Source organism: Streptomyces sp. LARHCF249 (assembly GCF_052871255.1).
Window position 1 is genome coordinate 75,762 of record NZ_JBIXJQ010000008.1, and the last position, 26,542, is coordinate 102,303.

The window sequence follows — 26,542 nt, forward strand, 5'->3', positions numbered from 1 at the left end:
CTCAGCGGGTGGAAGGGGTGCCGAAGTACCGGGCGTGCGGTGCGACGATCTCGTCCCATACGGCGTCGTGCGGGAAGCGGACGAAATCCCAACGGGCGTCGAGGAGGCGTTCCTCGGCGTCCTCGTCGCGCAGCGCAGTCGCTTCGGTGTCGGGCAGGTCGACGAACACGGCGAGGTTGACGCCGGGCAGGCGGTACACGAAATCCGCCAGGACGTTGGCCTCGGTGATCAGCGTCTCGCCGTCGTCCGGGAGTCGCAGCCCCCGGCCCTTCAGCCAGGTGAGCAGATCGTCCTGTGCGATGGTCTCGGCGACCTCGGTCTCCAGCCGAGTGGGCTCTGTGGAGCTTTGGTCGAGCAGCCGCCGGAACTGCTCCGACCGGGACTCGCCACGTTCCTCCCGCCGCGCCGACGCCGACGCGAACCTCACCAGTAGGTCCCGTGCTGAGTGCCGGTTGATCAGTGTGTGGTTCAGCTGGTTGCCGTAGGTGAGGAGGCACTCGTAGCAGCCGAGCGCGCACGGCCGATCGGGGTGCGGCCCGCCCAGGTCCTCCCCGTCCGTGTCGAAGTGGCAGATGGCCAGCGCCTGGCGCGCCGCCTTGGCCAGCGCGTCCGGTTCGGCCTGGAGCCGGCGCAGTACCCCGGCACCACCCTCGGCGGCCTCCGTGAACAGCATGCGGCGCCGAGGGCCGTCGGCGGGCGGCAGCAGCTCGCTGGAGAGCTCTGAGTCCTCCAGCTCGAACGCCGCCTCGATGCCACGCTCCAGTGCGTACATCAGCGACAGGGCGACCGGTTCGGGCAGCGCCTCGTCGAGGGTGACGACCAGGATGTTGCGGCGGTCCTCGACGTAGGGGATGACCCGCTTCTTGCGCCGCTGCTCGTTGCCGTCGGCGTCGATCACCGGCAGTTCACTGGAGTCCCCGGAAGCCGCCGAGGCGTCCCGGTCGTTCATCCAGCGGCCGTCGGCAAGGTCCAGCCAGTAGCCGTCCGGTTCATCGGTACGGGAGCGGACCCGACCGGTGTTGGTGATCCTTACGGTCGCCGAGTCGCCGTACGCCACGTCGGCCACTGGTGCGCCGGAGGCGTCGGTGACAGCTGCGTTCAGACGCCCCTCGCGGGCGCCGTGGTCGTGGAAGCGGTACGAGGTCTCCAGTTTGAAGCCCGCGCGACGCCGCTCCTCTTCGTCGGAGGAGATCCGCTCACGGCGGGTCGTGTACACGGTGTGCAGCTGGAGCAGGCCGTAGGTCGCCGATCCCAGGGGCTCACGGCACATGTCGCAGACATCGGCACGCAGCTCGGGATCGTGGTGGTAGCCGCAGTGGGAACACCGACGGGCTGCCGACGTCGATACGTCACCTGAGGTGTCCGGCGGCAGCTGGATGCGGGTCACCTGGTAGCGGGAGCCCTCGTGGTAGATGAGGGCTCCGGGGCCGAACTCGCGGATCGCGAGGAAGCGGGGGCGCTGCAGGTAGTCGCCCTCGTTGCGGCGCGGGCCGACCTTGGGAATGTACGCGGCCAGGGGTAGGCGCGGGAAGCTGTAGCCGGGGAGGAAGCCCTCGGAGGCGAGGTAGCGGTAGGGGTTGAAGTCGGAGAGCACGGACTTGCTGTCCACGCTTTCGTTCATCAGCAGATGCAGCTGCGTCTCGGCCTCGAGGCGACGGTAGCTCGCACGCCTGCGATCGCCCTCGGTCAGGCCGAAGTTCAGGCGCCGCTGGTTTTGGATGAACTGGTCGTCGAGGGCTGCCCGGAACAGATCCCTCCAGCGGTCGAAGGCATCGTCGAAGCGCTCCGCCACCGTTCGCACGCGGTCCGCGATCCACTCGTCGTACCACCAGGTGGTCTCGGCGAAGTCGGGCAACAGCGGGCCGAAGATCCGCTGGGCCGACTCGACCGTACGCCTGCGGGCGTCGTCGTCGAGGGAGGCGGCGAGGATCTCAGGCTGGAGTGCGAGGAGGGGAGCGGGCCGCTCTCCGGTGTCGGGATACGACACATCCAGGACCTCGGGGATGGCGCGGCCCAGCCGGAGCCCCGCCTCCGCGATCCAGATGCCCTGAAGGTGGGAGAGGACCAGGTCCTCGTTGGCGAGGTCGAGGCGCGGCGGAGCCACGGCGCCCGCCACCATCCGTTCCGAACGGCGGAAGTAGTACTGGTCGTGGCTGTTGCCGGTGGCGCAGTACGTGGTGACCAGGGCGGGCTGGCCGCTGCGGCCCGCGCGGCCCGAGCGCTGCGCGTAGTTCGCGGGTGTGGGCGGCACGTTGCGCATCATCACGGCGTTGAGTGAGGAGATGTCGACGCCGAGCTCCATCGTCGGCGAGCAGTACAGCAGCTTCAGCTCTGCCTTTCGGAACGCCTCCTCGCGCTGCTCCCGCTCCTCGGGCGCGACCTGTGCGGTGTGCTCACGGGCGAACAGGCCGGCAAGGGTGCCGGCGGTGTCCTTGTACAGATCGCGGAAGAAGGTGTTCACACGAGGACCGTCGCCGCTCTGGTACGTGCGGGTCAGAGGGTCGTGGGTACCGGTCTCACCCCTGCCGGCCCGCCACAGCAGGGACTGCGCCGCCACCCGGTAGCCGATGGCCGCTGGGGTGGACTGCCGGCGGAATCGCCCGGAACGCTGAGGGGCTTCGGCGACCTCCTTGACCAGGCCTGCCCGGGAGAGGACCTGGAGCAGCTGCTCGATGACCAGCTGCAGGTCAACGGGGTCGAGATTCCGGAACGACCGGTCTGCTCGGCGCAGGTACTTACCGAACTTGCCGCGGGCCGAAAGGAAAAGGCTGGAGCGGTCCATGCCCGGCCGGGACGGATGGGGGTATGCGGTACCGACCTTGGGCTTGTCCCCGGTGGCCAGCACCCACGGGTCGATCAGCCGTTCCTCGCTGGCGCGCTGGAGGGAGTCGAAGTCGTCCCGGAAGTAGGAGACATCGATGGCCAGGGAGCGGCGCATCTCGTTCAGCAGCGCCCGGATGATCTCGGCGCGCAACGCGGGGTCGGCGTCGCGTAGAGCTGGGAGGGTCTGTCCCCAGCGGTCCTCGTGGCCCGACACCCAGGCCAGGTCTTCGTAGTCGATCTCCAGCAGACCCGTCTGCTCCAGATTGGGCATGGTGATGCGCCACCCCCGCTCCAGATCCAGGTAGAGGCGGAAGGCGATCACGTCCCGCAGTGTCTTGGCGGCGTTGCGCGCCAGAGCGGGCGCGAGTTCGCTTCCGCCCGTGTAGTCGGAAGGTCCGAGCGCGAGCGCCGCGGTGACGGCCGGCGCCAGCCGTTCGTGGTTGAGGCCTTCCTCGCCAGCGTCGAGCGCCGCCCTGTACAGCGCTCCGCGCAGCTGGGTGATTTGGACGAAGTCGTTGAAGTGGCCTGCCTGAAGCGAGGCGTCCTGCCGGTTGTCGACGAAAGTGAGGAGCTTGCGCGCTTCCCGGTCCAGGTGTTCCTCGGGAACCGACTTCAGGGAACGCACCACCGAGGCAGAGATCAGAGAGGTGGCCGACGAGCGGCCCTCCTGGTCGAGGGTGGCAAGCTTCGCGAAGTCCCGGCCGCGTGTCTGCTCGTAGGAGACACCGCAGTGCGGGCAGAACAGGAAGGGGGAGGGGATGAAGGCGGCCTGGAGCTCGCCGCGGCCCTCGTACCCGAGCGGGTCCACGGTGACTACCTGGGGGACCCGGCCCCGGTACGACGGCTTGACGATCTCCTGGCCGCCGGCGTCGAGTTCGAGCCACGACTCGGGGAGCCTGCGGTCGTCCACCGCGTACTGGACGCTAGCCGGCCAGGGCCGGTCGCGGTCGATGTAGAGGTAGCCGTCGCCCTGCCTGCCGCCGGTCGCCGAGGTGTCACGTCGTGCCTCGTAGCGAACCTCGCCGTCCTTCTCGTTGCGCCAGACCGTCAGATACTCCTGACCGCACTCCCGGCAAAAGGCGAGGGGGATCAGGAGTTTGCCGCTGTTGTCAGGCTTCTCCAGCTGATAGGAGCGGGTCATGTAGCGGGAGAGCTTGTCCTCCAAGGTGACGTAGACGGTGTCACCCTTGGAAAGGAACTGGTGCAGCCGGAAGGCGAACAACGGGCGGTCCGTCACCGGGTGCAGAGCCTGCGAGCCCGCTTCCAGCGTGGCGCGGATCGCCGCCGTGCAGTCCTTGGTGGGGACACCGGAGGCCTCGGACAGTTCCGCCGCCGCCTCCTCGATCTTCGCGGGCCTGCTGCGCACCAGCCGGCCCGTGGGGTCCTTCTCCAGGCCGAAGCGTGTCTCGATCCAGCGGGCCAGTGGGTCGCGTACGAGGTCGGCGTAGGCACGGGGGGCGGCGGGGGCCCGGAGCCGCTCGGCCGACACGGTGTCGGGGGCTTCGTCGGTCGCTCGCACCAGCGTTTCGACGATGACATGTGCCGGGCTGACCTCGGTCCCGAACAGGGTCGTTGCCACGTCCGCGACCACTTTGCGCTGATCGTCGACGGTGCCTTCGGTCGACATCGTGGCCGAGGTACCCACGCACTGGAGCCGATCGGCCTGGCAGGCCTCGCGGACCCGGCGGATCAGCAGAGCGACGTCCGCGCCCTGACGGCCCCGGTAGGTGTGCAGCTCGTCGAAGACCAGGAACTCCAGGCCCCGGGCCATGGTGATGAGGCTGGTGCGGTCGGCCGGACGCGTCAGCATCAGCTCCAGCATCACGTAGTTGGTGAGCAGGATGTCCGGCGGGTTGTCGCGGATCTCCTTGCGGCGCTGCTCGTCCTCCTGGCCGGTGTAGCGGGCGAACGTGACCGGCTCCCGGCCGTCACCGTAGCCGTCCTGAAGATACTTCTTCAGTTCCTTGAGCTGGCTGTTGGCGAGCGCGTTCATGGGGTAGACGATGATCGCCCGGACCCGCTTTGCGCTCTGAGGGCCCTCGGCCTGCCTTTCCCGCAGGACCTGGTTGACGATCGGCACGATGTACGAGAGCGACTTGCCAGAGCCGGTGCCGGTGGTCAGGACGTACGAGGCTCCGGAGCGTGCGGCGTCGATCGCTTCGCGTTGATGGCGGTGGAGGGTGAGCGGGCGTCCGTCGGGAACGGTGCCGCCCTCGGTCTTGCGGGCTTGGAAGATCCGCGCGCACTCCTCTTCGAGGACGTTCTGGCCCGCCAGTTCGAGGACGGTGCCGCCGCTGGCGAAGAACGGGTTGAGGGACAACCAGGGGTCGGGCCACTGCGACTTGGCTTCGAGGTCGTCCTCGACGAACGAGGCGATCAGGTCGTCACGGATGATGGTGCCGCCCTGGGTGAACGAGCGGTACTCGTTGATCAGTTTCTCGTGCACCCCGAAGACGTTCATGCCGGCGCTGACGACAGCAGCGGCAGCCGCGGTCCGCTCCTGCTCCTCGGCTGTGGTGGCGCGTGCCACCGGCGCGAGTGCGCCGACCGGTGAGGGTGCCGAGGCCAGCACAGCACGGACGGGGTCGAGGGCACTCCAGTGGGGCAGTGCAGAAGGCGTACTCGCGGCGTCGGCGCTGATCAGCGGCAGCAAGGTCTCGCGCACCGCGACGGCGTCGGCCGGACGTTCCGCGGGGTCCTTGGCCAGCAGTCGCTCCACAAGGCGGGCGAGGCCGACGGGGACCGAGGGCCGGGAGATCGTGACGGAGCTGGGTACATCCTCGACGTGCTTGCGCCCCAGCTCGTACGCGGAGCCGCTGGTGAATGGCGGGACTCCGGCCAGCATTTCGTAGAGCACGCAGCCCAGGGCGTACAGGTCGGCACCCTGGGAGACCTGCTTCGCCTCGAACTGTTCCGGGGCCATGTAGCGGGCGGTGCCGACGCTGACGCCAGTGCTGGTCAGGCGAGCCTCGTCCGGGTCGTCGACGATGCGGCCCATACCGAAGTCGAGGACCTTCACCGTGCCGCCCCGGGTGAGCATGATGTTGGCGGGCTTGAGGTCTCGGTGGACGATGCCGGCGGCATGCGCGGCTGCCAGGCCCGCGGCGATCTGTGCGGCGATGGCGACCGCCCAATCCAGCGGAAGCTGGTTTTCTTCTTCGATCAGATCGCGCAGCGTCTCGCCGTCCAGGAGCTCCATGGCGAGGAAGGGCTGTCCGGTGTCAGCCGTATCGATGCCGCCGTCGATGAGCCGGGTGAGGTTGTCGTGATCCAGGCGGCGCATGATGCGTACCTCGCGGGCGAACCGATCAACGGCCTTCCGGTCCGCGCCCGTGTCGATCAGCGTGCCGGAACGGCGGCGAAGGATCGTCTTCACGGCGACGGTGCGATTCGGTCCGCCCTCAGTCGCCTGCGTGTCCTCGGCGCGGTGGACCTCACCCATGTTGCCCGCCCCGATGACCCCGGTCAGCCGGAACCGTCCCCCGATCACCCGTTCGCCCACTGTCGCTCCTCGTTCTCGCCCATCACATGGTGGCAGAGCGTTCCTGTGGCTTCTGCCGCCGTGCTCACCCAGGTTGTCATCGTACACAGATCGTTTGCTAAGCGCAGGGGTCGGTGCATGTTGACAACGTCAACGGATCGACTTCAGGTTACTTACCGTCAGCGTTGATGCGAGTGAGCGGCGCAGGGCGGCGGGCCTGCTTGCGGACCGACCTGACCCGCAGGGGGCTGACGGTCCGACAGGTTGTGGAACATGCCCAAGGGGACATCGGCCCTCGGTAAAAGGTTGCACCGGAAATCTGAGCTTGGCCGGATCCCGGCTGCCAGGGCTGTCTCGACAGGTACGCGAACAAACAGCGATATGTGGACCTGCCGACATCGTCCTGGTCATGGCTGTCGACTTTCGGCCACTGCCTGGCCGGTGGTTGTCCGGTGCCCGTCCGACAACAGCAGACTCACCTACAGTCTTCGGACCTGTGGGTCGATCTTGGGGGAGCGGTACACATGACCGGTGCGGGGCGCCCTTATCCCGTAGAGGAGTTCCTGGCGGCGGTACGTGCCGAGATTCTCGCTGAGCACCGGAATGAGGCGGAAGGTGCAGTGAAGGTTGCTCTCTCCAAAGGGCGGCTTCTTTCGCACTCAGGGGGGACCCACGAGTATCTCTTCGATTGCCGTGCTTGGAACGACAGCCTGGACGGTGTTCCCGTGCTCGCGCGGCCGTCACGTTCCAAAAAAGCCTGGAACCCTGCCGAAGCCTCTCGCGCTCCGGACGGGACCGTACGGCTCGTGACGGAAGCCGATCTCGGGGCCGCGCCTGCCCACATCCAGATCCGCAAGGACGACTCGGCCAACTGGGCCGCCCTGGCAGAGCGTCTGGAGGCCGCTGGCCACCAGGACAGTCCCGTCGACGCCGAGCACGCGGGCTGGCTGGTCGGCCGCGGCACCCCCCGTACCGGCCGTGCCGAGAACCCGGGGCAGTGGGTGGCGAACTGGGCAGGGCTCCAGCTCAACCCGCGCCAGCGCGACGCCGTCGCGCACGCACTCGCCAGTGAGGTGCTGTTCCTGTGGGGGCCGCCCGGCACAGGCAAGACCGATGTCGTCGGCCATATCGTCGAGGGCAGTTTCCGCCAGGGACTCAGGGTCCTCTTCCTGGCTCCGACGAACGTCGCGGTGGACCAGGCGCTGGAGCGGATGTGTTCACTGCTGGAGCACGAGGTGGGCTTCGCCGAGGGGATCGTCCAGCGGGCCGGGAGCATCGTCCTGCCGTCACTGCGCAGCCGCTACGGAGATCAGGTCGACCCGGGCCGGATTGCCGTCCTGCTCGTGGAAAGCATCGACCGGCAGATCAGTACGGCGACCGACCAGCTCAAGGGCGCCAGGGCGGCGCTGGCACTGCACGACAGGGTCCGGGACCTGGAGTCGGATCTGGCCTCCGCCACAGCAGAACTGAACGAGGCCGGTCGAGACCATGCCGCAGAATCCCGGACGGTGCTGGCCGCGGATGCCGTGGCCGCGCAGTTGCGGTCGGCAATCGACAAAGTCGGGCTGCCGACCGGACTCTTCGCGGACCGCAAAGCTGCGAAGCTGCGTGAACTCCGCTCTGCTCTGGAGGACGAAGAGACCCGTTCGAGGCGGGCCAAGGAGGCCGTTGTGAGCGCGGCCCGTCGCGACAAGGCCGCAGACCAGCAGGCGGCCGAGGCCCGACGCGCCCTCCCGGCTGCCCGCGCCGCCGTCATAGGGATTCCGCCCAGGCAGGCCGTCGCCGAGTCCACCGCCTCGCTTCAGGAGCGACTCGACGAACTCGGCCGGAAACGCAAACGCATCCAGGACGAGGTCCGGTCCCGCTGCCGGGTGCTCGGAGCGACGGTGGCCAAGGCCGTCCAGTCGAGGAAGCTGCTCGACGAGATCGACGTCGTAGTGATCGACGAAGCCGGCATGGTCAACCTGCCTTCGGCCTGGTTCGCCGCCGGCCTCGCCCGCAAACGGGTGATCGTGGCGGGGGACTTCCGACAGTTGCCCGCTGTGACGAAGGGCGACGGAGACCGGGAGGCGAGCGAAGAGGAGCGTGCCCACTCCCGGGAATGGACAGCGCGGGACGCCTTCCACGCCGCCGGTCTGGTCGACTCTTCCGGGCGAGTCCGCCAGGACCGCCGCCTGGTGGCGCTCGATACCCAGTACCGGATGCGGGAGCCGATCTGTGCGGTGGTGAACGAGGTGGCGTACCCGGACGCACCGCTCAAGACAGGGCGCGGCAACACCAGCCGCCTGCCGTTCTCCCCGCTCATCGACTCCCCGGTGATCCTGGTCGACACCTCCGGCCGCCGCATTCCCGGTGGCGGTCGCAAGCCGCATATGACGAACGCCGTCCACGCCGCCGTCATCCACGAGCTCGTCCGGGGACTCCAGTACGAGGGCGTCCTGCCCGGCCGCAAGTGGCAGGAGGTCCCCGAAGGGGAACGGGCGACCGACCGGCTCGCCGTCATCTCTCCGTACCGTGAGCAGGTCAAGGCGCTCAAGAGCAGCCTGGCCCACCGGTTCGGGGAGGACTACGACGGCCTGGTCGACACTGTCCACCGGTTCCAGAGCAGCCAGCGCCCCGTCGTACTCCTCGACACGGTAGCGGGCGCCGGCAAGGACCCCGGCTTCTTCTACAGCGGAACAGGGCTGTCCTCGCAGACCTGCCGCCTCCTCAACGTCGCCCTCAGCCGCGCCCAGGACCACTTGGTCGTGGTGGCGGACGTCGCCTTCCTACGCAAGCACCTGGCCCCGCACAGCGAGGCCCTGGCGATGGTCGACCACCTGGAGGCGCACGCGCAGACCGTTTCCGCCGACCAATTGATTCCGATCCTCGACGCCGGCCAGCTGGCCAATTTGTCGGAGGAGGAGCTGGCCCGGCCCGCCTTCTTCGAGCACAGCGAGGTCGCGGCCGCGGTCGAGTGGGACGTGGAACGGGCCCGGCGCAGCATCGAGCTCTACTCGGCGTTCATGGACCGGGACCCGGTTCGCCGGTGGGCTGGCATGCTCGGCCTGCGGACGGCTGCCGGGATCCAGGTTACGGTCTTCACCCGCCCGCCCGAAGAGCAGCAGGACCCTTCCCGAGTGGAGCGGCACCGGGAGTTCGTGCAGCAGTTGGAGGCCGTCGGCTGTCAGGTCGAGTTCCGCGACCGCATGCACGAGAAGGTACTCATCCTGGACGGTTCGGTCCTGTGGCACGGTTCGAAGAACCTACTCGCGAACATCGGGCCGACGGACCTGATGATGCGCTACACCGACCCGGCCTCGTGCGACCGAGTACGGCGGCTGATGGAGCGCACCCGCATGGAACGCCCGGCGCGTGCACCGTGGCGCCCTGCCGAGCCGGGCAAATCGGCCGCTCCGGCCTCCGAGGTACCGGCCCAACGAACGGAGCCGACCGACAAGGTGTACCCGGGCTTGGTCCGGGACGGCCGCCTGTACCTCAAGGTCCCGTACGAGCAGAAGGACGATGCGAAGCGTCTGCTCAGGGCTCAGTGGGACAAGGCCGCCGGACACTGGTGGGTCGACGCTGCCCGGGTCACGCGGGAACAGGCGGCGCGCTGGCTGCCGTAGCCGCCGCACAGTCTGCTGGACCCTGTAACGGGGGGTGGAGGGGGGAGTTGATGGGGAAGCGTTACGACCAGCGCGTACTGGTGCTGGTGGAGGTTCGGGGTGAGCAACGCGACTGGGACGAGGCGGAGCGGGCGTTCGAGCAGCAGGGCTGGCCGGTCGTCACTTCCTTCGCCCGGGGCGAAGGCGCGTCGCGGGGTGTCCTGAGGGCGGATGCCTCGGCACAGCTGTACTCCGTGGAGGTGCGGTTCCTCGGAGCCCGCAACCGGCGCACCGAGCAGGCGGCCGCCTGGCGGGTATAGAGGCTGGCGCGGGCGGCCAAGCTGGAGATGTATGCCAGGCGCGCTGACCTGATGGACCGGGACAGGGAGCAGCTGACCGGCTGGCGGGGGCATACGGGGGCCCACAGGCCGCGCCGGGAACCCGCTCCGAGACCGCTGTCGTTGACGGGACGACTGCGCCGCGCCGTCGCGTGGCACGTGCCCGATTCACGGAGAGGCGCGGCTGGCACGACATCAGCATGCTCGTGACGGGCACCGCCTCGGAGGCCCGCCGGCTCTCCCGTATGGACCTGCCCGGTGGTTCCGCCTCTGAAGCCATCATCGACGTACGGCCGCGCTACGGCCGGGAGCACAGGTACATCGTGATGCGGCGAGAGGAGGACCATCACCGTCGTGCGTCTAGCGTCGGGGCCTGGACGTTTGCCATGATCTTTTGTGCAGTGGTCGCCCAACAGCAGAGTGGTGTGCGGACCTGGGTGTGGGTGGGCGCCGCTGTGTTGCGCCTTCTCCGGGGCGCTCGATCGGCGCAGGGCATGTTCGTGGCTGGGGGCCGCGTGGGGAGCCTCCTCATGTGGGGTGCGACAGCTTCCTTCCTCCTTGCCGTTGCCTTCGGTGCGGACATGGGCGATGACAGAGGCTGGACACCGGTGCAGATGCTGTCGGTCTTCGCCATCACGGCGACGGCTGGGGAATCTGGCTGCTAGTCCGGCAGTGGACGTGGGGCGAATGGCTCGCCTGGGCGGCGCCGCTGGTCTTCGCGCTTGTCGTGTCGTGCGTTGTGGCCTCCGGATCGGTGCTGCACGCGCTGTACGCGGACAGCCTCGGCGTAACACCTGATGATCTCGATGTTCCCGCGATCTGGCAGGCCGCTTCTGCCGTGAAGCTCTTGAGTCCGTTGAGCTTCACCCTCTCCGTACCGGCGGGTGGTGGTGTGCGGGGCCTGGGCGTTGGACTCGGCAGGGAGCGCGGTGAAAGACCTTCGTGCGGCCGCGGTACAGAGGGCAGAACTGCCCTCGTACTTCGGGATCGAGCCGGAGTGGATGTACGTGGAGCCGACCGTCGCCGCGGCGAAACTCAGCAGCCGGGGCGGCATCCTCAGTCCCCAGCGGCCATATGTTTCGTTCGGGGAGGCCAGAGGAACGGTGTCGCTGTGGGACGAGTCGGGGGCAACGCGCTACAGATGCTTGCCAAACAGGTACGCCTTGTCCCGGCGGTGGATGGCCAGGCCCAGTGCACGTTCTCTTACGCGCCCCTGTCCAAGGGGGGCTGACCTGCATCCCTCCAGGAGCCCCACGTCGGGCGCGGGGAAGGCCCTCTGCGTCGGTCGGCGTAGTCGCGGCCGAGGCGCCTGCCGCCGCCCCGGGCCCTCGACTGCCTGAGCATGGCGTATCGGCTGGTGGCGAAACACCTGCCTAGGCCTGCGCAGTCCACCACGGGCGGCGCACGCTCCTGACAGCTGCGGATCGCTCCCGGAGTGAGAAAACTCGGTCTGACCTGCATGTTCTTTCGAAGCATGCCCGTCGTGCGTTCGTCATGCCCCCCAGGCCAAGACTGCCTGACCTGCTGCTTTGGTCCGCAGGCTATGTGGAGGGGGCGCGGCTCATACGTGGGCGACGGGGAGGCCCGTCGGTTCCTTGATGCGTTTCATGATGATCTGGGAGTTGACCTCGGTGACCCCGGAGAGTGCCGTCAGTTTTTCGATCCAGAGGCGTTCGTACGCGCGCAGGTCCGCGACGGCGATCCGCAGCAGGCAGCCGGGGCTGCCGAAGAGGCGGTAGGCCTCGATGACGTCGGGGATGTCCTGGAGGGCCGCCTCGAAGGCCTCGACCGCCTCGCGGTCGCGGCGGACCTCCACCGAGACGAGCACCTCGAAGCCGCGGCCGACCGCCTCGGGGGAGATCACGGCGCGGTAGCCCTGGATCACCCCGTCCTGCTCCAGCTGGCGCACCCGGCGCATGCAAGGGGAGGGGGTCAGTCCGACCCGCTGGGCGAGTTCCTGGTTGCTCAGGCGGCCGTCCGCCTGGAGCTCGCGCAAGATATCCCGGTCGATGGCGTCCATTGCGCAATTATCACCCCTCGTTAGATGTAAGCGCTGGTGAAAGAAGCAATCGCGTTGCGCGTAGATCGCTCTATCATTGCGATTTCAGTACATACGTGCGAGGAAAGGTGGCCGCGGCCATGGGGCGGATCGTCGTCATCAGCACCGGCGGGACGATAGCCAGCCGTTGGCAGGGCTCCGGGTTCGCGGCGGACGCCGACGGCAGCGAGGTCATGGCCACCGCGCCGCTGCCCGAGGGCATCACCGTCGAGGTGGTGGACCTGTTCAGCGTGAACAGCCCGCGGCTCACCACCGCCCACCAGCTCACCCTGCTGCGCACCGTGCACGAGGTGCTCGCCGACCCCGGCGTCGACGGCATCGTCGTCACCCACGGCACGGACACCCTGGAGGAGTCGGCGTTCCTCGTCGACCTGCACCACCACGACGCGCGCTCCGTGGTGTTCACCGGATCGCAGCGGCCCATGGGCACCGCGGACGGGGACGGGCCGGAGAACCTGTACGACGCGCTGCTCACGGCCGCCACCACGCGGGGGCTGGGCGTGCTGATCGCCTTCGCGGGGCGGGTGCATGCCGCGCGGGGCACGGTGAAGACGCAGGCCGTGGAGCTGGACGCGTTCGCCGACCCCTCGAAGGAACTGCTCGGGAAGATCGGCTTCGGCAAGGTCGCCATCCTGCGCACGCCCCAGCGGCCGGCACCGCTCGCGCTGCCGGCCATGCCGGAGCTGCCGCCGCGCGTGGACGTGGTGATGCACCACGCCGACGGCGACGCCGTGCTGCTGAACGCCGCGGTCGCGGCCGGTGCGCGCGGTGTCGTGCTCGTCGGGACGGGCGCGGGCAACGCGACCCCCGAGATCGTGGACGCGGTGAAGGCCGCCGTCGGGCGGGGAGTGCTGGTCGCGCTGACCACGCGGGTGATGGCCGGGCCGGTCACCGAGATCTACACGCACGGCGGGGCCGTGGATCTGGTGGCGGCGGGGGCGGTGCCGACGGGGACGTTGCGGGCGGGGCAGGCGCGGATCGCCGTGCTTTCGGCGTTGCTGGGCGCTGCCGATACCGCGGGCCGGGTGCGGATTCTGCACGAGGTGCTCGGCGCGCCGGGGTCGGTGCTGGTCGGCGCGTAGCCTACGGCGCCGTTATCGGGGCTGCGCCCCCAGACTCCGCGCCTCACGCATTGAGGGCTGGAGTGCCGTTGCACGGCACTCCAGCCCTCACACGTCGCTCAGGCGCCGAATGCCGACAGGATCCGGTCCGCCGCCGATGTCGGGGTCACCGTGCCCGCGCGGACCGAGGCCTCCAGGGTGGGAGCCAGCTCGCGGACGGCCGGATCCGAACGCAGGCGGTCCAGGAGTTCGTCGCGGACCATCGACCAGGTCCACTCCACCTGCTGGGCCGCCCGCTTCGCCGACAGGCGGCCGTTCGCGTCCAACAGCCGGCGGTGCTGTTCGAGGCGGTTCCAGATCTCGTCGAGGCCCCCCGACTCCCGTGCGCTGCACGTCAGCACCGGCGGGGTCCACGCCGCGTCCGCCGGGTGCATCAGGCGCAGCGCGCCCGACAGTTCGCGGGCGGCGGCCTTCGCGTCGCGCTCGTGCGGGCCGTCCGCCTTGTTCACCGCCAGGACGTCGGCCAGTTCCAGGACGCCCTTCTTGATGCCCTGCAGCTGGTCGCCCGTACGGGCCAGGGAGAGCAGGAGGAAGGAGTCGACCATGCCCGCGACCGTGGTCTCGGACTGGCCGACGCCGACCGTCTCGACGAGGACCACGTCGTAGCCCGCCGCCTCCATGACGATCATCGACTCGCGGGTGGCCTTCGCGACACCGCCCAGGGTCCCGGCCGAAGGCGAGGGGCGGACGAACGCCGCGGGGTCCACGGCGAGCCGCTCCATCCGCGTCTTGTCGCCGAGGATGGAGCCGCCCGTGCGCTTCGACGACGGATCGACGGCGAGGACCGCGACCTGGTGGCCCAGCCCGGTCAGCATCGTGCCGAACGCATCGATGAAGGTGGACTTGCCGACCCCTGGCACCCCGCTGATCCCGATCCGGCGCGCCTTCCCCGCATGGGGGAGGAGCTCCGTCAACAGCGCCTGCGCCAGCGCCCGGTGGGCGGGCAGGGTGGACTCGACGAGGGTGATCGCCCGTGCGATGAACGCGCGTTTCCCGTCGAGCACGCCCTTCGCGTACGCCTCGATGTCGATCTTCGGCACCGGCGGCCGCCTACAGCTCGTGGCCCAGGTCCGCGGCCAGCCGCGTCACCAGGTCGTGGGCCGCGTCGGGGATCACCGTTCCGGGCGGGAACACCGCCGTCGCACCCATCTCCAGGAGCGTCGGCACGTCGGCCGGCGGGATGACGCCGCCCACGACGATCATGATGTCCTCGCGGCCCTCCTCCGCCAACTGCTCGCGCAGCGCCGGTACGAGGGTCAGGTGGCCGGCCGCGAGGGAGGAGACGCCCACGACGTGGACGTCGGCCTCCACGGCCTGGCGGGCCACCTCCGCCGGGGTCTGGAACAGCGGGCCGACGTCCACGTCGAAGCCCAGGTCGGCGAAGGCGGTCGCGATCACCTTCTGGCCGCGGTCGTGCCCGTCCTGGCCCATCTTGGCGACCAGGATGCGCGGACGGCGGCCTTCCGCCTCCTCGAACCGGTCGACGAGCGCACGGGTGCGCTCCACGGACGGGGACTCGCCTGCTTCGGTGCGGTACACACCCGAGATCGTACGGATCTGGCTCGCGTGCCGTCCGTACACCTTCTCCAGTGCGTCCGAGATCTCGCCCACGGTGGCCTTGGCGCGCGCCGCGTCCACCGCCAGCGCGAGGAGGTTGCCCTCCAGACCCTGGCCCGCCGAGCCCCGCTCCGCCGCGTTCGTCAGCGCCCGCAGCGCGTCCTGGGTGACCGCCTCGTCGCGCTCCTCGCGCAGCCGCCGCAGCTTGGCGATCTGCTGGGTGCGCACCGAGGAGTTGTCGACCTTGAGGACCTCGATCGCCTCGTCGCTCTCCACGCGGTACTTGTTGACGCCGATGACGGGCTGCCTGCCCGAGTCGATCCGGGCCTGCGTGCGCGCCGCGGCCTCCTCGACACGGAGCTTCGGGATGCCCGCGTCGATGGCCTGGGCCATGCCGCCGGCCGCCTCGACCTCCTCGATGTGCTGCCAGGCCCGCCGCGCCAGGTCGTACGTCAGCTTCTCGACGTACGCGCTGCCGCCCCACGGGTCGATGGACCGGCAGGTGCCCGACTCCTGCTGCAGCAGGAGCTGGGTGTTGCGGGCGATGCGCGCCGAGAAGTCCGTCGGCAGCGCGAGCGCCTCGTCGAGGGCGTTGGTGTGCAGCGACTGGGTGTGGCCCTGGGTCGCGGCCATCGCCTCGATGCACGTACGCGTCACGTTGTTGAAGACGTCCTGCGCGGTCAGCGACCAGCCCGAGGTCTGGGAATGGGTGCGCAGCGACAGCGACTTGGCGTTCTGCGGGTCGAACTGCTTGACCAGGCGCGCCCACAGCAGGCGGGCGGCGCGCAGCTTCGCGACCTCCATGAAGAAGTTCATGCCGATCGCCCAGAAGAAGGACAGGCGCGGCGCGAACGCGTCCACGTTCAGCCCGACCGCCTGGCCGGCGCGCAGGTACTCCACGCCGTCGGCGAGGGTGTACGCGAGCTCCAGGTCGGCCGTGGCCCCGGCCTCCTGGATGTGGTAGCCGGAGATGGAGATCGAGTTGTACCGCGGCATCTTCTGCGAGGTGAACGAGAAGATGTCGGAGATGATCCGCATCGAGGGCTTGGGCGGGTAGATGTAGGTGTTGCGGACCATGAACTCTTTGAGGATGTCGTTCTGGATGGTCCCGGCGAGCTTGTCGGGGGAGACGCCCTGCTCCTCCGCCGCCACGATGTAGAGGGCGAGAACGGGCAGCACCGCGCCGTTCATCGTCATCGACACCGACATCTTGTCCAGCGGGATCCCGTCGAACAGCTGCCGCATGTCATAGATCGAGTCGATGGCCACGCCCGCCATGCCGACATCGCCGGTCACGCGCGGGTGGTCGCTGTCGTAGCCGCGGTGCGTCGGCAGGTCGAAGGCGACCGACAGGCCCTTCTGGCCGGCGGCCAGGTTGCGCCGGTAGAAGGCGTTCGACTCCTCGGCCGTGGAGAAGCCGGCGTACTGGCGGATCGTCCAGGGCTGGTTGACGTACATCGTCGGGTACGGGCCGCGCAGGTACGGGGCCACGCCCGGGTAGGTGTGGAGGAAGTCCAGGCCCTCCACGTCCCGGCCCGTGTACAGCGGCTTGACGCCGATGCCCTCGGGGGTCTCCCACAGCAGGTCGGCGGCGGCGGTGCCGGTGGACTCCTTCACCGCGGAGCGCCACTGGTCCTCGGTGACTCCGGCGGCGGCGGTGGGGCCGAGCGCCAGCTCGGAGAAATCGGGGATGCTCATGCGGGCACTCCCATCCGGTCGAGTACGGAGGACAGCACGGCGACGGCGTCACAGCCGGCGAAGACGTACTCGTCCACGGAAGCCCCTGCGGTGCCCGGCTTGCCCGCGAGGAACACGGTCGTGGCGCCCGCCGCGCGCAGGGCCGCGGCCACCGCCTCGGCCTGCTCCTCGTACAGCGCGTCGCTGGAGCAGAGCACGGCCATGCCGTCCGCGCCGCTCGCGGCATAGGCCGCGGCGGCCGTCTGCGGGTCCACCGAAACCGGGTCGTGCACGGGCTCGACACCGCCCGCCTGGAACAGGTTGGAGGTGAAGGTGGCGCGGGCGGTGTGCGCGGCCGCGGGGCCCAGGGCCGCGAGGAAGATCCTCGGGCGGGCGCCGGTCGCCGCCAGGTGCGCGTCGCTGCGGGCGCGCAGCGCCTCGTACGCCTCGTCGCGCCGGACGCGCGGCAGGCCGCCGGCGGGCGCCGGGGGTGCGCTCTCGCGTACGACCGGCTTCTCCGACAGCAGCGGGAACTCGCTGACGCCGGTGATCGGTTCGCGGCGCTTGGCCAGCTTCTTCGAGCGCGCGGCCCAGGTGGCGGCGAGCCGCTCGGCGACCAGCCCGGAGCGCAGGGCGGCGGCCTGGCCGCCCGCCTTCTCCAGGATCTGGAAGAACTCCCAGGCGGCGTGCGCGAGTTCGTCCGTCAGCCGCTCGACGTAGTACGAGCCGCCGGCCGGGTCGATCACGCGGGCCAGGTGCGACTCCTCCAGCAGGATGGTGGAGGTGTTGCGGGCGATGCGGCGCGCGAAGGCGTCCGGCAGGCCCAGCTCGTGGTCGAAGGGGAGCACGGTGACCGAGTCGGCGCCGCCCACACCCGCGGCCATGCAGGCCACGGTGGTGCGCAGCATGTTCACCCACGGGTCGCGGCGGGTCATCATCACCGGCGAGGTCACCGCGTGCTGGAGCTGGGCGCCCGCCGCCGGGGCCCCCGAGGCCTCGGCGACACGGGACCACAGACGGCGCGCGGCGCGCAGCTTGGCGATGGTGAGGAACTGGTCGGCCGTGGCCGCGTAGCGGAACTCCAGCTGGCCCAGGGCCGCTTCGGTGCTCAGACCGGCCTCGGTCAGGGCGCGCAGGTACGCCACGCCGGTGGCCAGCGACAGGGCCAGCTCCTCGGCGGCGCTGCCGCCGGCCTCGTGGTAGGGCAGGGCGTCCACGGTCAGGGCGCGGACCCCGGGCCAGCCGGCGGCGGCCTCCAGGGCCAGCTCCACGGCGCCCGCCGGGTCCAGCGCCTCACCGGTCCGGGCCTCGTGTCCCAGCGGGTCGGCGCCGAGGGAGGCGCGGGCGGCCTCGGGGGAGACGCCGCGCTCGGCGTACAGGCCGAGCAGCGTACGGGCGGCCCCGGCGTATTCGGCTCCGGCGTCCAGGACCACCGGGGCGAGGTCCAGGTAGACCCCGTCCAGTGCGCGCGGGAGACCGTCGACCGGGATGCCGCCGCGGCCCGCGGTCAGCCAGAGGGAGGTGACCCCGTTCTCGAGGTCGGCGAGGGCAGCCTCGTTCACGCGAGCCGGATCGGTGCCCACCAGGCGCTGGCGTACGTCCCAGCCGTTCGCGGTGGTGCCCTCCGGCTTGCCGCCCCGTACGAAGGGTGCGAACCCGGGCAAACCGGTGTCGGGGGCCGTCCCGTCGGGCGGCGCGGTGTACAGCGGGCGGGTGGTGAGCCCGTCCTCGAGTGGTGTGGACAACGCTTGTTCAGCACCCTCGCCGGAGGCTTCCTTGCCCGACTTGCGCAGTACGCCCTCTACAAGGCGCTGCCACTGCTCATGCGTCGCGTCAGGGAACTCGGCGGCCAGGGAGAGCCCGTCGTCAGGCAGGACCGTCATGGCCTCGAATGTAGGGGAGGACGCTCAAGCGGCACTATACCGACGAGTGTGATCTCGCCCTCTCATGTGAGCGGCAGGGGTCACGGGAGACCCGGCTGAGCAGCACCGTTGCAGTCGCTTCCGGGAGTACGGCCGCACGCGGGTGCGGGAGCGCGGGCCGCTCGGGGGCGTCGCGGAGCGGCCCGGGCGCCGCCGCGGCGGCGCGGATCCGCGGGCTCGGGCCGTCGTGCGGGACGCTCGACCGCTCGGTCGGGGCGAAGGCCCGCCGGATTGAAGACATCCGACAGAAGAGCCGCGGCGGCGGCCGGGCGGGCGTGGCGTGGCCGCTGCCCGAGCGTCATCGGGCCGACGCGTCACGCGGACCCCCGCGGGCGGGGTTTCCCGGCACGCGCGTCCACCCGGCAGGGGTCCGGCGTGGCGGCGGCGTTGCGGGACCGTGAAATCCGGCCACCGTTTTCGGCCGTCGGGGCGGGGTGGCGCAATGTGCCCGGTGACGGGGAAGTACCAGGTCACCGCGGGTGTGCGGGAGCCGTCGGGGGTTTCGGCCGAGGGCCCGCCGGGGGCGTTCGGGGTGATTGACCGGGTGCGGGTGCGCTGTCAGGCTCCGAGCCATGACCGCGAACGCACTCCTCGTCCCGCGGCTCCACACCCCGGGCCTCCGTACCGAGCCCGGCGAGTGTCCGGGCCGCTGTCCGGCCCCCCACCGCGCCTGACCCCGATCGCGCGTCCCGACGGCCCGGGGCCTGACGGCCCGACGGCCGCCAGCCCCTGAGGCCGCATGGCCTGAGGGCCCGGCGGGCCGAGCCCCTGTCCCTGAGGCATGGCGGCCCGCCGCTTGGCGGCTTCCCGGCTTGCCCCGGTCCATGCCCGGGACCCGGGTCCCTCGCGGCCTCGCTGCCCGGCGGCAGGGCACAACCCAGCCCCGCCGGCGTCTGAGGCGCGGGGGTCCGGCCTCACGGTCCCGACGGTCCCGACGGCCCGTGGTCCCGACGCCTAGCGGCCCAAAGCCTGGCAACCCGAGGCCTGGCAACCCGAGGCCTGGCAACCCGAGGCCTGGCAACCCGAGGCCTGGCAACCCAAGGCCTTGGCGGCCAGGGCCGGGGCCCGGCGACCCCACCCCCGCCGGGCCGGGCCGGCCCCGTGGCACCGGACCCGCGCCTGCTCCCGTACGGCCCGCATCGCCTCGTACCGCGCTGCCTCCTGCCCGCCAGCAGCGGCCCGCGCCTGCCGAAACCATTCATCCGCGCCCTGACCAGGGAGTCCTCATGGCCACTGCCACCACCTCCGTCACCGTCACGAAGATCGGCGGCCGCATCGGGGCCGAGCTCGGCGGCGTACGGCTCGGCGGGGACCTGCCCGCCGCCACCGTCGCCGAGATCCGCGCCGCGCTCCTCACCCACAAGGTCGTCTTCCTCCGCGGCCAGGACCACCTCGACGAGGCCGGCCACGAGGCCTTCGCCCACCTGCTCGGCGCCCCCGTCGCCCACCCCACCGTCCCTTCCGCGGACGGCCGCTACGCCCTCGGCATCGACTCCCACCACGGCGCCCGCGCCAACCAGTGGCACACCGACGTCACCTTCGTCCCCGCCTACCCGGCCTTCTCCGTCCTGCGCGCCGTGACCGTCCCCCCGTACGGCGGCAACACCCTGTGGGCCAACACCGCCACCGCCTACGCCCACCTCCCGCAGCCACTGCGCGCCCTCGCCGACAGCCTGCGCGCCGTCCACTCCAACGAGTACGACTACGCCGCCCTGAAGCCCGAGGCCCTGCCCGAGGCCCTGGCCGAGTACCGCGAGGTCTTCACCTCCACGAAGTTCCTCACCGAGCACCCGGTCGTCCGCGTCCACCCCGAGACCGGCGAACGCACCCTGCTCCTCGGCAACTTCGTCCAGCGCATCAAGGGCCTCACCGGCCGCGACTCCCGCGTGCTCCAGGACCTCTTCCAGGCGCACATCGAGAGCCCCGAGAACACCGTCCGCTGGGCGTGGCGGTCCGGCGACGTCGCGATCTGGGACAACCGCGCCACCCAGCACTACGGCGTGGACGACTCCGACGACCACGAGCGCACCCTGCGCCGCGTGACGGTGGACGGAGACGCCCCGGTCGGGCCCGACGGCGTCCCGTCCCGGCTGATCAGCCCCGAGGCCGTCCCGGCCCCGGCCTTCGGCATCGCCTCCGGTGCCTCCGCCCCAGCCGCTCCGACCGCCACCGAGACCACGGCGACCACCCCGACCGCCGCCACCGCCGCCTGACCGTCCGCTCCCGTACGACGCCCAAGGAGCCCCCGTGCCCCAGCTGCTCGCCATCACCGGCAGCCCCTCCGCCCACTCCCGTACCGCCGTCGTCGCCGACCACGTGCTGCGCCGCCTGGCGCACGCCGGCTTCGCCACCGCGCACCTCTCCGTACGCGAACTGCCCGCAGCCGACCTGCTGTCCGCCCGCCGCGGCGAGCCCGAGATCCGCCGGGCCCTGGAGGCCGTCGCCGAGGCCGACGGCATCGTCATCGCGACCCCCGTCTACAAGGCCTCGTACACCGGCCTGCTCAAGGCCTTCCTCGACCTGCTCCCGCAGGACGGCCTCGTCGGCAAGACGGTGCTCCCGCTCGTCACCGGAGGCAGCCTCGCCCACGTCCTGACCATCGACTACGCCCTGCGCCCCGTGCTCTGCGCCCTCGGCGCCCGGCACGTCACCGCCGGTCGGTTCGTCCTGGACTCCTCCGTCGAGCGCGGCTCCGGCCCCGACCGGCTGCGGCCCGAGGCCGAGCTGGACCTCTTCCAGGCCGTGGACGAGTTCGCGGACGCCCTGCGCGGCGCCGCACACACGACCGCGCTCGCCGCCCCCGCATAACGCCCCGGCCACCAGGCAACCCCCGCACCGACAAGGACCCGACATGCCCGCAGCCTTCCCCCCGACCACCACCTCCCGGCGCCAGTTCCTCACCCTGCTCGGCATCTCGGCGGCCGCGGTGAGCTGCGGCACGGCCACCGCCGACGGCGGCGGATCCGGCGCACAGGTCAAGACCCTGAAGTACCAGGGGGCCGTCGGCGCCGTCACGCTCCCGGAACTCGCCGCCGATCTCGGCTACTTCGAGGACATCAGACTCGAATGGGTCGGCAACACCATCAGCGGACCGCAGGACATCCAGTCCGCCGCCACCGGCCAGACCCATTTCGGCAGCGCCTTCAACGGCGCGGTCATCAAACTCGCCGCCGGCAACGCCCCGATCAAGGCCGTCATCTCCTCCTACGGTTCCGACCAGTACTCCTACGGCGGCTACTTCGTCCTGGAGGACAGCCCGATCCGGTCCGCCCGCGACCTCATCGGCAAGAAGGTCGGCATGAACACCCTGGGCGCCCACTACCAGGCCCTGCTCGACCTGTACCTGAGCCGCAACGGCCTCTCCACGGCGGACGCGGCCAAGGTCGAGGCCCTGGTGGTGCCGCCCGTCAACACCGAACAGGCGCTGCGGGCCCGGCAGATCGAGGTCGGCGTACTCACCGGAATCCTGCGGGACAAGGCCCTCGCCACCGGCGGCATCCGCCCGCTGTTCACCGATGTGGACCTGCTCGGCCCGTTCAGCGCAGGCACCTACATCATGACCGAGCGGTTCATCCGGCAGAACCCGGACACCGTACGGACCTTCACCACCGGCGTGGCCAAGGCCATCGAGTGGTCCCGCAGCACCCCGCGCGAGGAAGCCGTCGCCCGGATGACCGAGATCGTCGAGAAGCGCGGGCGCAACGAGGACACCGCAGCCCTCCAGTACTGGCGCTCCTTCGGGATCGCCGAGCCGGGCGGCCGGATACCCGACCGGTCCTTCCAGCTCTGGATCGACTGGCTCGGCGAGCGCGGCGAGATCAAGCCGGGGCAGTTCAAGCCCGCCGACCTCTACACCAACGAGTTCAACGGCTACGGAAGAGGGTGACGGCCGCCATGGCGAAGATCGTGTTCGAGGGAGTGCGCAAGACGTTCGGGGACTTCACCGCCCTCGACGGCATCGACCTGGAGATCGGAAGCGGCGAGTTCCTCGTGGTGGTCGGCCCCAGCGGCTGCGGCAAGTCCACCCTCCTGGACCTCCTCGGCGGGCTGTCGAGCCCGACGGGGGGCCGGATCCTGCTCGACGGGAAGCCGGTCACCGGCCCGGGCCTGGACCGGGGCATCGTCTTCCAGCAGTACGCGCTGCTGCCGTGGCGCACCGCCCAGGGGAACGTCGAGTTCGGCCTGGAGGCCACCGGGGTGCCGCGCAGGCAGCGCGCCGCCCGCGCGCGGGAGTTCCTCGACCTGGTCGGACTGACCGGCTTCGAGGACCGGCACCCGCACCAGCTGTCCGGCGGCATGCGCCAGCGGGTCGCGATCGCCCGCGCGCTGGCCTACGACCCCGACGTCCTGCTGATGGACGAGCCGTTCGCCGCGCTCGACGCGCAGACCCGCGAGTCCCTCCAGGACGAGCTGCGCCGCATCTGGCAGCGCACCGGCAAGACGGTCGTGTTCATCACGCACGGCATCGAGGAGGCCGTGTACCTGGGGCAGCGGGTGGCCGTCATGACCTCGCGGCCCGGCCGGGTCAAGGAGGTCGTACCGGTCTCCTTCGCCGACAGCGACGGACTGCTGGGGGAGGCACTGCGGTCCAGCCCGGAGTTCGCCCGCTACCGGCACGAGATCTGGAACCTCCTCCACGACGAGGTGGCCCGAGCCCAGCTACTGGAGAAGGAGGCGGCAGCAGCATGAGCACCGGAACCGACACCACTGCCCTCGCGGCGGCAGGCGTCACGGCCCCGTCCGCGACCCCGGCCACCCCGCTCCGCAAGGCCCCGGCCCCGGGCGGGCCGGCCCCGGCGGCGGGGAGCACGGCGGCCGGCGCCCCGGCCGCGCATGCACCGGCACCGGCCGCCGCCTCCGGCGCGGTCGCAGCCCGTACGAGGACCGGTGCGGCGGCCGTCGTACGCGCTCTGCAGGCCGTCGCCGTCCGGTCCGCGGCGATCCTCGCCCTGATCGCCCTCTGGGAGGTGGCCCCCCGGGCCGGCCTGGTCGACGCCACCTTCCTGCCGCCCGTCAGCGAGGTGGCGGTCGCCTGGTGGGAGCTGGCCGGGGACGGCCGGCTCGCCGAGCACACCCGGGCCAGCCTGATCCGCTCCTTCGGCGGCTTCGGGATCGCCGTGGCCGTCGCCGTCCCGCTCGGCCTGCTCATCGGCTGGTACCGGCCCCTCGCCGACTTCCTCGGGCCGCTGCTGGAGGTCTTCCGCAACACCGCCGCCCTCGCGCTGCTCCCCGTCTTCGTGCTGCTCCTCGGCATCGGCGAGACCTCGAAGGTGTCGATCGTCGTCTACGCCTGCCTCTGGCCGGTGCTGCTCAACACCATCAGCGCCGTCCGCAACGCCGACCCCACCCTGGTCCGGCTCGCGCGGTCGATGGACCTCTCCACGCCCCGGCTGTTCCAGAAGGTGATCCTCCCGGCGTCCGTGCCGGCCGTCTTCACGGGCATCCGGCTCGCCGGAGCCGTCTCCATCCTCGTCCTGGTGGCCGCCGAGATGATCGGCGCGAAGGCGGGACTCGGCTATCTGATCAACGCCTCGCAGTTCAACTTCGCGATCCCGCAGATGTACGCGGGCATCGTCACCATCTCCGCCATCGGCGTGGCCTTCAACCAGCTGCTGGTCACCGTCGAACGCCGCCTCAGCCTCTGGCGCGTCCCTTCCGCCTGACGCCGCCCGCCCCCCTCTCCGCCGACCCACCCGAGGACACGCCATGACCAACCCCGCGGCCGCCCCGGCCCCCCGGACCCTCCACCTCAACGCCTTCCTCATGAACGCCGGACACCACGACGCCGCCTGGCGCCACCCCGACAGCACCCCCGAACGCGTCACCGACCTGCGGTACTTCCAGGAACTGGCCCGCACCGCCGAGCGCGGACGGCTCGACTCGATCTTCTTCGCCGACGGGGTCGCCCTCTGGGGCAAAGCCCGCTACAACGCCGTCGGCGGGTTCGAGCCGCTCACCCTGCTCTCCGCCATCGCCGCCGTCACCGAGCACATCGGGCTGATCGCGACCGTCTCCACCACCTTCAACGAGCCCTACAACCTGGCCCGGAAGTTCGCCTCCCTCGACCACATCAGCGGCGGCCGCGCCGGCTGGAACATCGTCACCTCCGGCAGCGCCGACGAGGCCCGCAACTTCAACCGGGACGAGCACCTGGAACACGGCCGCCGCTACGACCGGGCCCGCGAGTTCCTCGAGGTCGCCACCAAGCTCTGGGACAGCTGGGAGGACGACGCGATCGTCCTCGACAAGGAGCGCGGCATCTACGCCGACACCGACAAGCTCCACCCCGCCGCCCACCGCGGCGAGCACTTCGCCGTGGCCGGGCCGCTCAACGTGCCCCGCTCGCCGCAGGGCCACCCGCTCCTGGTGCAGGCCGGCTCCTCCGAGGACGGCAAGGAGTTCGCCGCCCGGTACGCCGAAGCCGTCTTCACCGCCCAGCAGACCCTCGCCGACGGCCAGACCTTCTACAAGGACCTCAAGTCGCGCCTGGCCGCGTACGGCCGGGCCGAGGGCGACCTGCTCGTCCTGCCCGGCATCGCGCCCGTCATCGGCTCCACCGAGGCCGAGGCCAAGGCCCTGGAGCGGCAGCTCACCGACCTCCAAGTGCCGGAGTACGGCCTCGCCCAGCTGTCCCAGATGCTCGGCGTCGACCTCACCGGCCGCCCCCTCGACGGCACGCTGCCCGACCTCCCGCAGGAGCGGGACATCAACGGGAACAAGAGCCGTTTCACCCTCGTCGCCGAACTGGCCCGCCGGGAAGGCCTCACCCTGCGCGAGCTGATCGCCCGCCTCGGAGCCGGCCGGGGCCACCGGGTCTTCGCCGGCACCCCCGAGCAGATCGCCGACCAGCTGGAGGAGTGGTTCACCCGGGGCGCCGCCGACGGCTTCAACATCATGGCGCCCGTCCTGCCCACCGGCCTGACCGACTTCGTCGACCAGGTCGTGCCGATCCTGCAGCGCCGCGGACTCTTCCGCACCGAGTACACCGGCCGCACCCTGCGCGAGAACTACGGCCTGCCGCGCCCCGCCAACCGCTACGCGAGCGGCGCAGTGCGCGCGTGACGGCCGCACCGCGAGACCGCCGGTTCCGACAGGGCTCAGGCGGGCAGGGTGTTGCGGTGCGAGCGCCGCCGGGCCGCGCTGAAGAGGGCCTGGATCTGGGCGCCCGACTGCTCGACGTCGTCGAGCGGCGAGGGGAAGGGCAGCCGGACGTCGCGGTGGCCGCGCCGCTCCTCGAGCCGCAGGGTGATCCCGTAGCGGTCCATGGCGACCGGCAGCGCGCGGAGCACCGAGGCGGCGGGCAGCGGCTGGACCAGGCGCAGCAGCAGGGTGACGAGGTCCGCGTGGTCGTCGAGGAGGTGCGTCAGCATGCCCGCCTCGTACGGGGCCAGCGGGTCGGGGCGGGCCGCGTCCAGCTCTTCGAGCCCGATGTGCGCGAAGCCGTCCGCCGTCTCGAGGACGGCCTGTCCGAACTCCATGCAGGTGCTGTCGCTGTCGCTGCCGTTCGGGAAGCCGGCGCCCTCGCCCGTGTACGGGGTGAGCAGGCGGCCCACGATGGTCACCCGGGCCCGCACCCGGTCGCGTACCGGGGTCGGGGCGACGTCCGTGAACTCCAGCCGGATCGCGGGCCGGTGCTCGGCGTGCCCGCCCGGTTCGGCGGGATGCAGGTGCAGCCGCCCCATCGGGTCGCCGCCGTCGAGGTGGCGGACCTCGGTGCGCAGCCCGTCGGTGACCGCGGTCATGGAGTGGGCGGCGGCCAGGATGGACCGCACCCGCTCGGCGTCGGTGGGCAGGGTGGCCGGGGTGGCAGGGGCACCGGACATGCGCATCTGGATCTCTCCATCGTCCCGAGAACTTAGGTATGCCTAACCTAACTCAATTCCTTCGCGGGGAGTAGCCGGTCTGGTTCGTGTCGGTGTTGGGCTGAACGGGTGAAACGCGAGAGGATGGGGGGATGCACATGAAGCGCGCGGCCGA

Annotated in this window: 15 protein-coding genes; 9 read left to right on the forward strand and 6 right to left on the reverse strand. The window is 71.0% G+C overall.

Annotation, left to right across the window (positions count from 1 at the left end):
• Position 1 precedes the first annotated feature (1 nt).
• Complete coding sequence (locus ACIPUC_RS23755) at positions 2 to 6,265, reverse strand: protein kinase domain-containing protein (RefSeq protein ID WP_446592268.1); 6,264 nt, start codon at positions 6,263 to 6,265, stop codon at positions 2 to 4.
• An 845-nt stretch (positions 6,266 to 7,110) separates the two neighbouring features.
• Here ACIPUC_RS23755 and ACIPUC_RS23760 point away from each other — a divergent pair.
• Together ACIPUC_RS23760 and ACIPUC_RS23765 are read left to right on the forward strand one after the other, a co-directional pair.
• On the forward strand, positions 7,111 to 9,912 hold the full coding sequence (locus ACIPUC_RS23760) for an AAA domain-containing protein (protein ID WP_446591971.1): 2,802 nt from the start codon (positions 7,111 to 7,113) through the stop codon (positions 9,910 to 9,912).
• Positions 9,913 to 9,962: 50 nt separating this feature from the next.
• On the forward strand, positions 9,963 to 10,211 hold the full coding sequence (locus ACIPUC_RS23765; RefSeq protein WP_446591972.1) for a hypothetical protein: 249 nt from the start codon (positions 9,963 to 9,965) through the stop codon (positions 10,209 to 10,211).
• A gap of 1,579 nt (positions 10,212 to 11,790) precedes the next feature.
• Here ACIPUC_RS23765 and ACIPUC_RS23770 read toward each other — a convergent pair.
• Positions 11,791 to 12,249 (reverse strand): Lrp/AsnC family transcriptional regulator, encoded by a 459-nt coding sequence (locus ACIPUC_RS23770; protein WP_446591973.1) that lies wholly within the window; start codon positions 12,247 to 12,249, stop codon positions 11,791 to 11,793.
• A 119-nt stretch (positions 12,250 to 12,368) separates the two neighbouring features.
• Between ACIPUC_RS23770 and ACIPUC_RS23775 the strand changes: the two genes are divergently transcribed.
• A complete protein-coding gene (locus tag ACIPUC_RS23775) occupies positions 12,369 to 13,370 on the forward strand; it encodes an asparaginase (protein WP_446592269.1) in 1,002 nt (333 codons plus the stop codon).
• A 98-nt stretch (positions 13,371 to 13,468) separates the two neighbouring features.
• On the opposite strand, the gene meaB is transcribed toward ACIPUC_RS23775, so the two are convergent.
• From meaB to ACIPUC_RS23790, 3 genes are read right to left on the reverse strand one after another with little or no spacing between them, the layout of a single operon-like run.
• Positions 13,469 to 14,449: a methylmalonyl Co-A mutase-associated GTPase MeaB gene (gene meaB / locus ACIPUC_RS23780; RefSeq protein ID WP_446591974.1), complete on the reverse strand. Its 981-nt coding sequence runs from the start codon at positions 14,447 to 14,449 to the stop codon at positions 13,469 to 13,471.
• Positions 14,450 to 14,459: 10 nt separating this feature from the next.
• Entirely contained in the window at positions 14,460 to 16,664 is a 2,205-nt protein-coding gene (scpA, locus tag ACIPUC_RS23785) for a methylmalonyl-CoA mutase (RefSeq protein ID WP_446591975.1), read from the reverse strand.
• Positions 16,661 to 18,526 (reverse strand): methylmalonyl-CoA mutase family protein, encoded by a 1,866-nt coding sequence (locus ACIPUC_RS23790; RefSeq protein WP_446591976.1) that lies wholly within the window; start codon positions 18,524 to 18,526, stop codon positions 16,661 to 16,663. Before ACIPUC_RS23790 ends, scpA begins: the two co-directional genes overlap by 4 nt.
• A 1,265-nt stretch (positions 18,527 to 19,791) precedes the next feature.
• Between ACIPUC_RS23790 and ACIPUC_RS23795 the strand changes: the two genes are divergently transcribed.
• From ACIPUC_RS23795 to ACIPUC_RS23820, 6 genes are read left to right on the forward strand one after another with little or no spacing between them, the layout of a single operon-like run.
• Positions 19,792 to 20,778 (forward strand): TauD/TfdA dioxygenase family protein, encoded by a 987-nt coding sequence (locus tag ACIPUC_RS23795; RefSeq protein WP_446591977.1) that lies wholly within the window; start codon positions 19,792 to 19,794, stop codon positions 20,776 to 20,778.
• 34 nt (positions 20,779 to 20,812) lie between these two features.
• Positions 20,813 to 21,373 carry an NADPH-dependent FMN reductase gene (gene ssuE, locus ACIPUC_RS23800; protein WP_446591978.1) on the forward strand — a complete coding sequence of 187 codons (561 nt, stop codon included), beginning with the start codon at positions 20,813 to 20,815 and terminating at the stop codon, positions 21,371 to 21,373.
• 43 nt (positions 21,374 to 21,416) lie between these two features.
• Positions 21,417 to 22,451 carry an ABC transporter substrate-binding protein gene (locus tag ACIPUC_RS23805; RefSeq protein WP_446591979.1) on the forward strand — a complete coding sequence of 345 codons (1,035 nt, stop codon included), beginning with the start codon at positions 21,417 to 21,419 and terminating at the stop codon, positions 22,449 to 22,451.
• Positions 22,452 to 22,459: 8 nt separating this feature from the next.
• Complete coding sequence (locus tag ACIPUC_RS23810) at positions 22,460 to 23,254, forward strand: ABC transporter ATP-binding protein (RefSeq protein ID WP_446591980.1); 795 nt, start codon at positions 22,460 to 22,462, stop codon at positions 23,252 to 23,254.
• Complete coding sequence (locus tag ACIPUC_RS23815; RefSeq protein WP_446591981.1) at positions 23,251 to 24,228, forward strand: ABC transporter permease; 978 nt, start codon at positions 23,251 to 23,253, stop codon at positions 24,226 to 24,228. The genes ACIPUC_RS23810 and ACIPUC_RS23815 overlap by 4 nt, the downstream gene beginning before the upstream one ends.
• 43 nt (positions 24,229 to 24,271) lie before the next feature.
• The gene (locus tag ACIPUC_RS23820; protein WP_446591982.1) at positions 24,272 to 25,627 is read left to right on the forward strand and encodes an LLM class flavin-dependent oxidoreductase; all 1,356 of its coding nucleotides are present in this window, start codon (positions 24,272 to 24,274) and stop codon (positions 25,625 to 25,627) included.
• A 35-nt stretch (positions 25,628 to 25,662) separates the two neighbouring features.
• On the opposite strand, the gene ACIPUC_RS23825 is transcribed toward ACIPUC_RS23820, so the two are convergent.
• On the reverse strand, positions 25,663 to 26,394 hold the full coding sequence (locus ACIPUC_RS23825) for a DUF2470 domain-containing protein (RefSeq protein ID WP_446591984.1): 732 nt from the start codon (positions 26,392 to 26,394) through the stop codon (positions 25,663 to 25,665).
• Between the last annotated feature and the right edge of the window lie 148 nt (positions 26,395 to 26,542).

What these genes read in the sequence shown, in the direction of transcription:
- ACIPUC_RS23755 (WP_446592268.1), bottom strand. Translation starts at nt 6,265, where the DNA reads ATGGGTGAGGTCCACCGCGCCGAGGACACGCAGGCGACTGAGGGCGGA.
- ACIPUC_RS23820 (WP_446591982.1), top strand. Translation starts at nt 24,272, where the DNA reads ATGACCAACCCCGCGGCCGCCCCGGCCCCCCGGACCCTCCACCTCAAC.
- ACIPUC_RS23775 (WP_446592269.1), top strand. Translation starts at nt 12,369, where the DNA reads ATGGGGCGGATCGTCGTCATCAGCACCGGCGGGACGATAGCCAGCCGT.
- ACIPUC_RS23795 (WP_446591977.1), top strand. Translation starts at nt 19,792, where the DNA reads ATGGCCACTGCCACCACCTCCGTCACCGTCACGAAGATCGGCGGCCGC.
- ACIPUC_RS23805 (WP_446591979.1), top strand. Translation starts at nt 21,417, where the DNA reads ATGCCCGCAGCCTTCCCCCCGACCACCACCTCCCGGCGCCAGTTCCTC.
- ACIPUC_RS23825 (WP_446591984.1), bottom strand. Translation starts at nt 26,394, where the DNA reads ATGCGCATGTCCGGTGCCCCTGCCACCCCGGCCACCCTGCCCACCGAC.
- ACIPUC_RS23815 (WP_446591981.1), top strand. Translation starts at nt 23,251, where the DNA reads ATGAGCACCGGAACCGACACCACTGCCCTCGCGGCGGCAGGCGTCACG.
- ACIPUC_RS23790 (WP_446591976.1), bottom strand. Translation starts at nt 18,526, where the DNA reads ATGACGGTCCTGCCTGACGACGGGCTCTCCCTGGCCGCCGAGTTCCCT.
- ACIPUC_RS23765 (WP_446591972.1), top strand. Translation starts at nt 9,963, where the DNA reads ATGGGGAAGCGTTACGACCAGCGCGTACTGGTGCTGGTGGAGGTTCGG.
- scpA (WP_446591975.1), bottom strand. Translation starts at nt 16,664, where the DNA reads ATGAGCATCCCCGATTTCTCCGAGCTGGCGCTCGGCCCCACCGCCGCC.
- ACIPUC_RS23770 (WP_446591973.1), bottom strand. Translation starts at nt 12,249, where the DNA reads ATGGACGCCATCGACCGGGATATCTTGCGCGAGCTCCAGGCGGACGGC.
- ACIPUC_RS23810 (WP_446591980.1), top strand. Translation starts at nt 22,460, where the DNA reads ATGGCGAAGATCGTGTTCGAGGGAGTGCGCAAGACGTTCGGGGACTTC.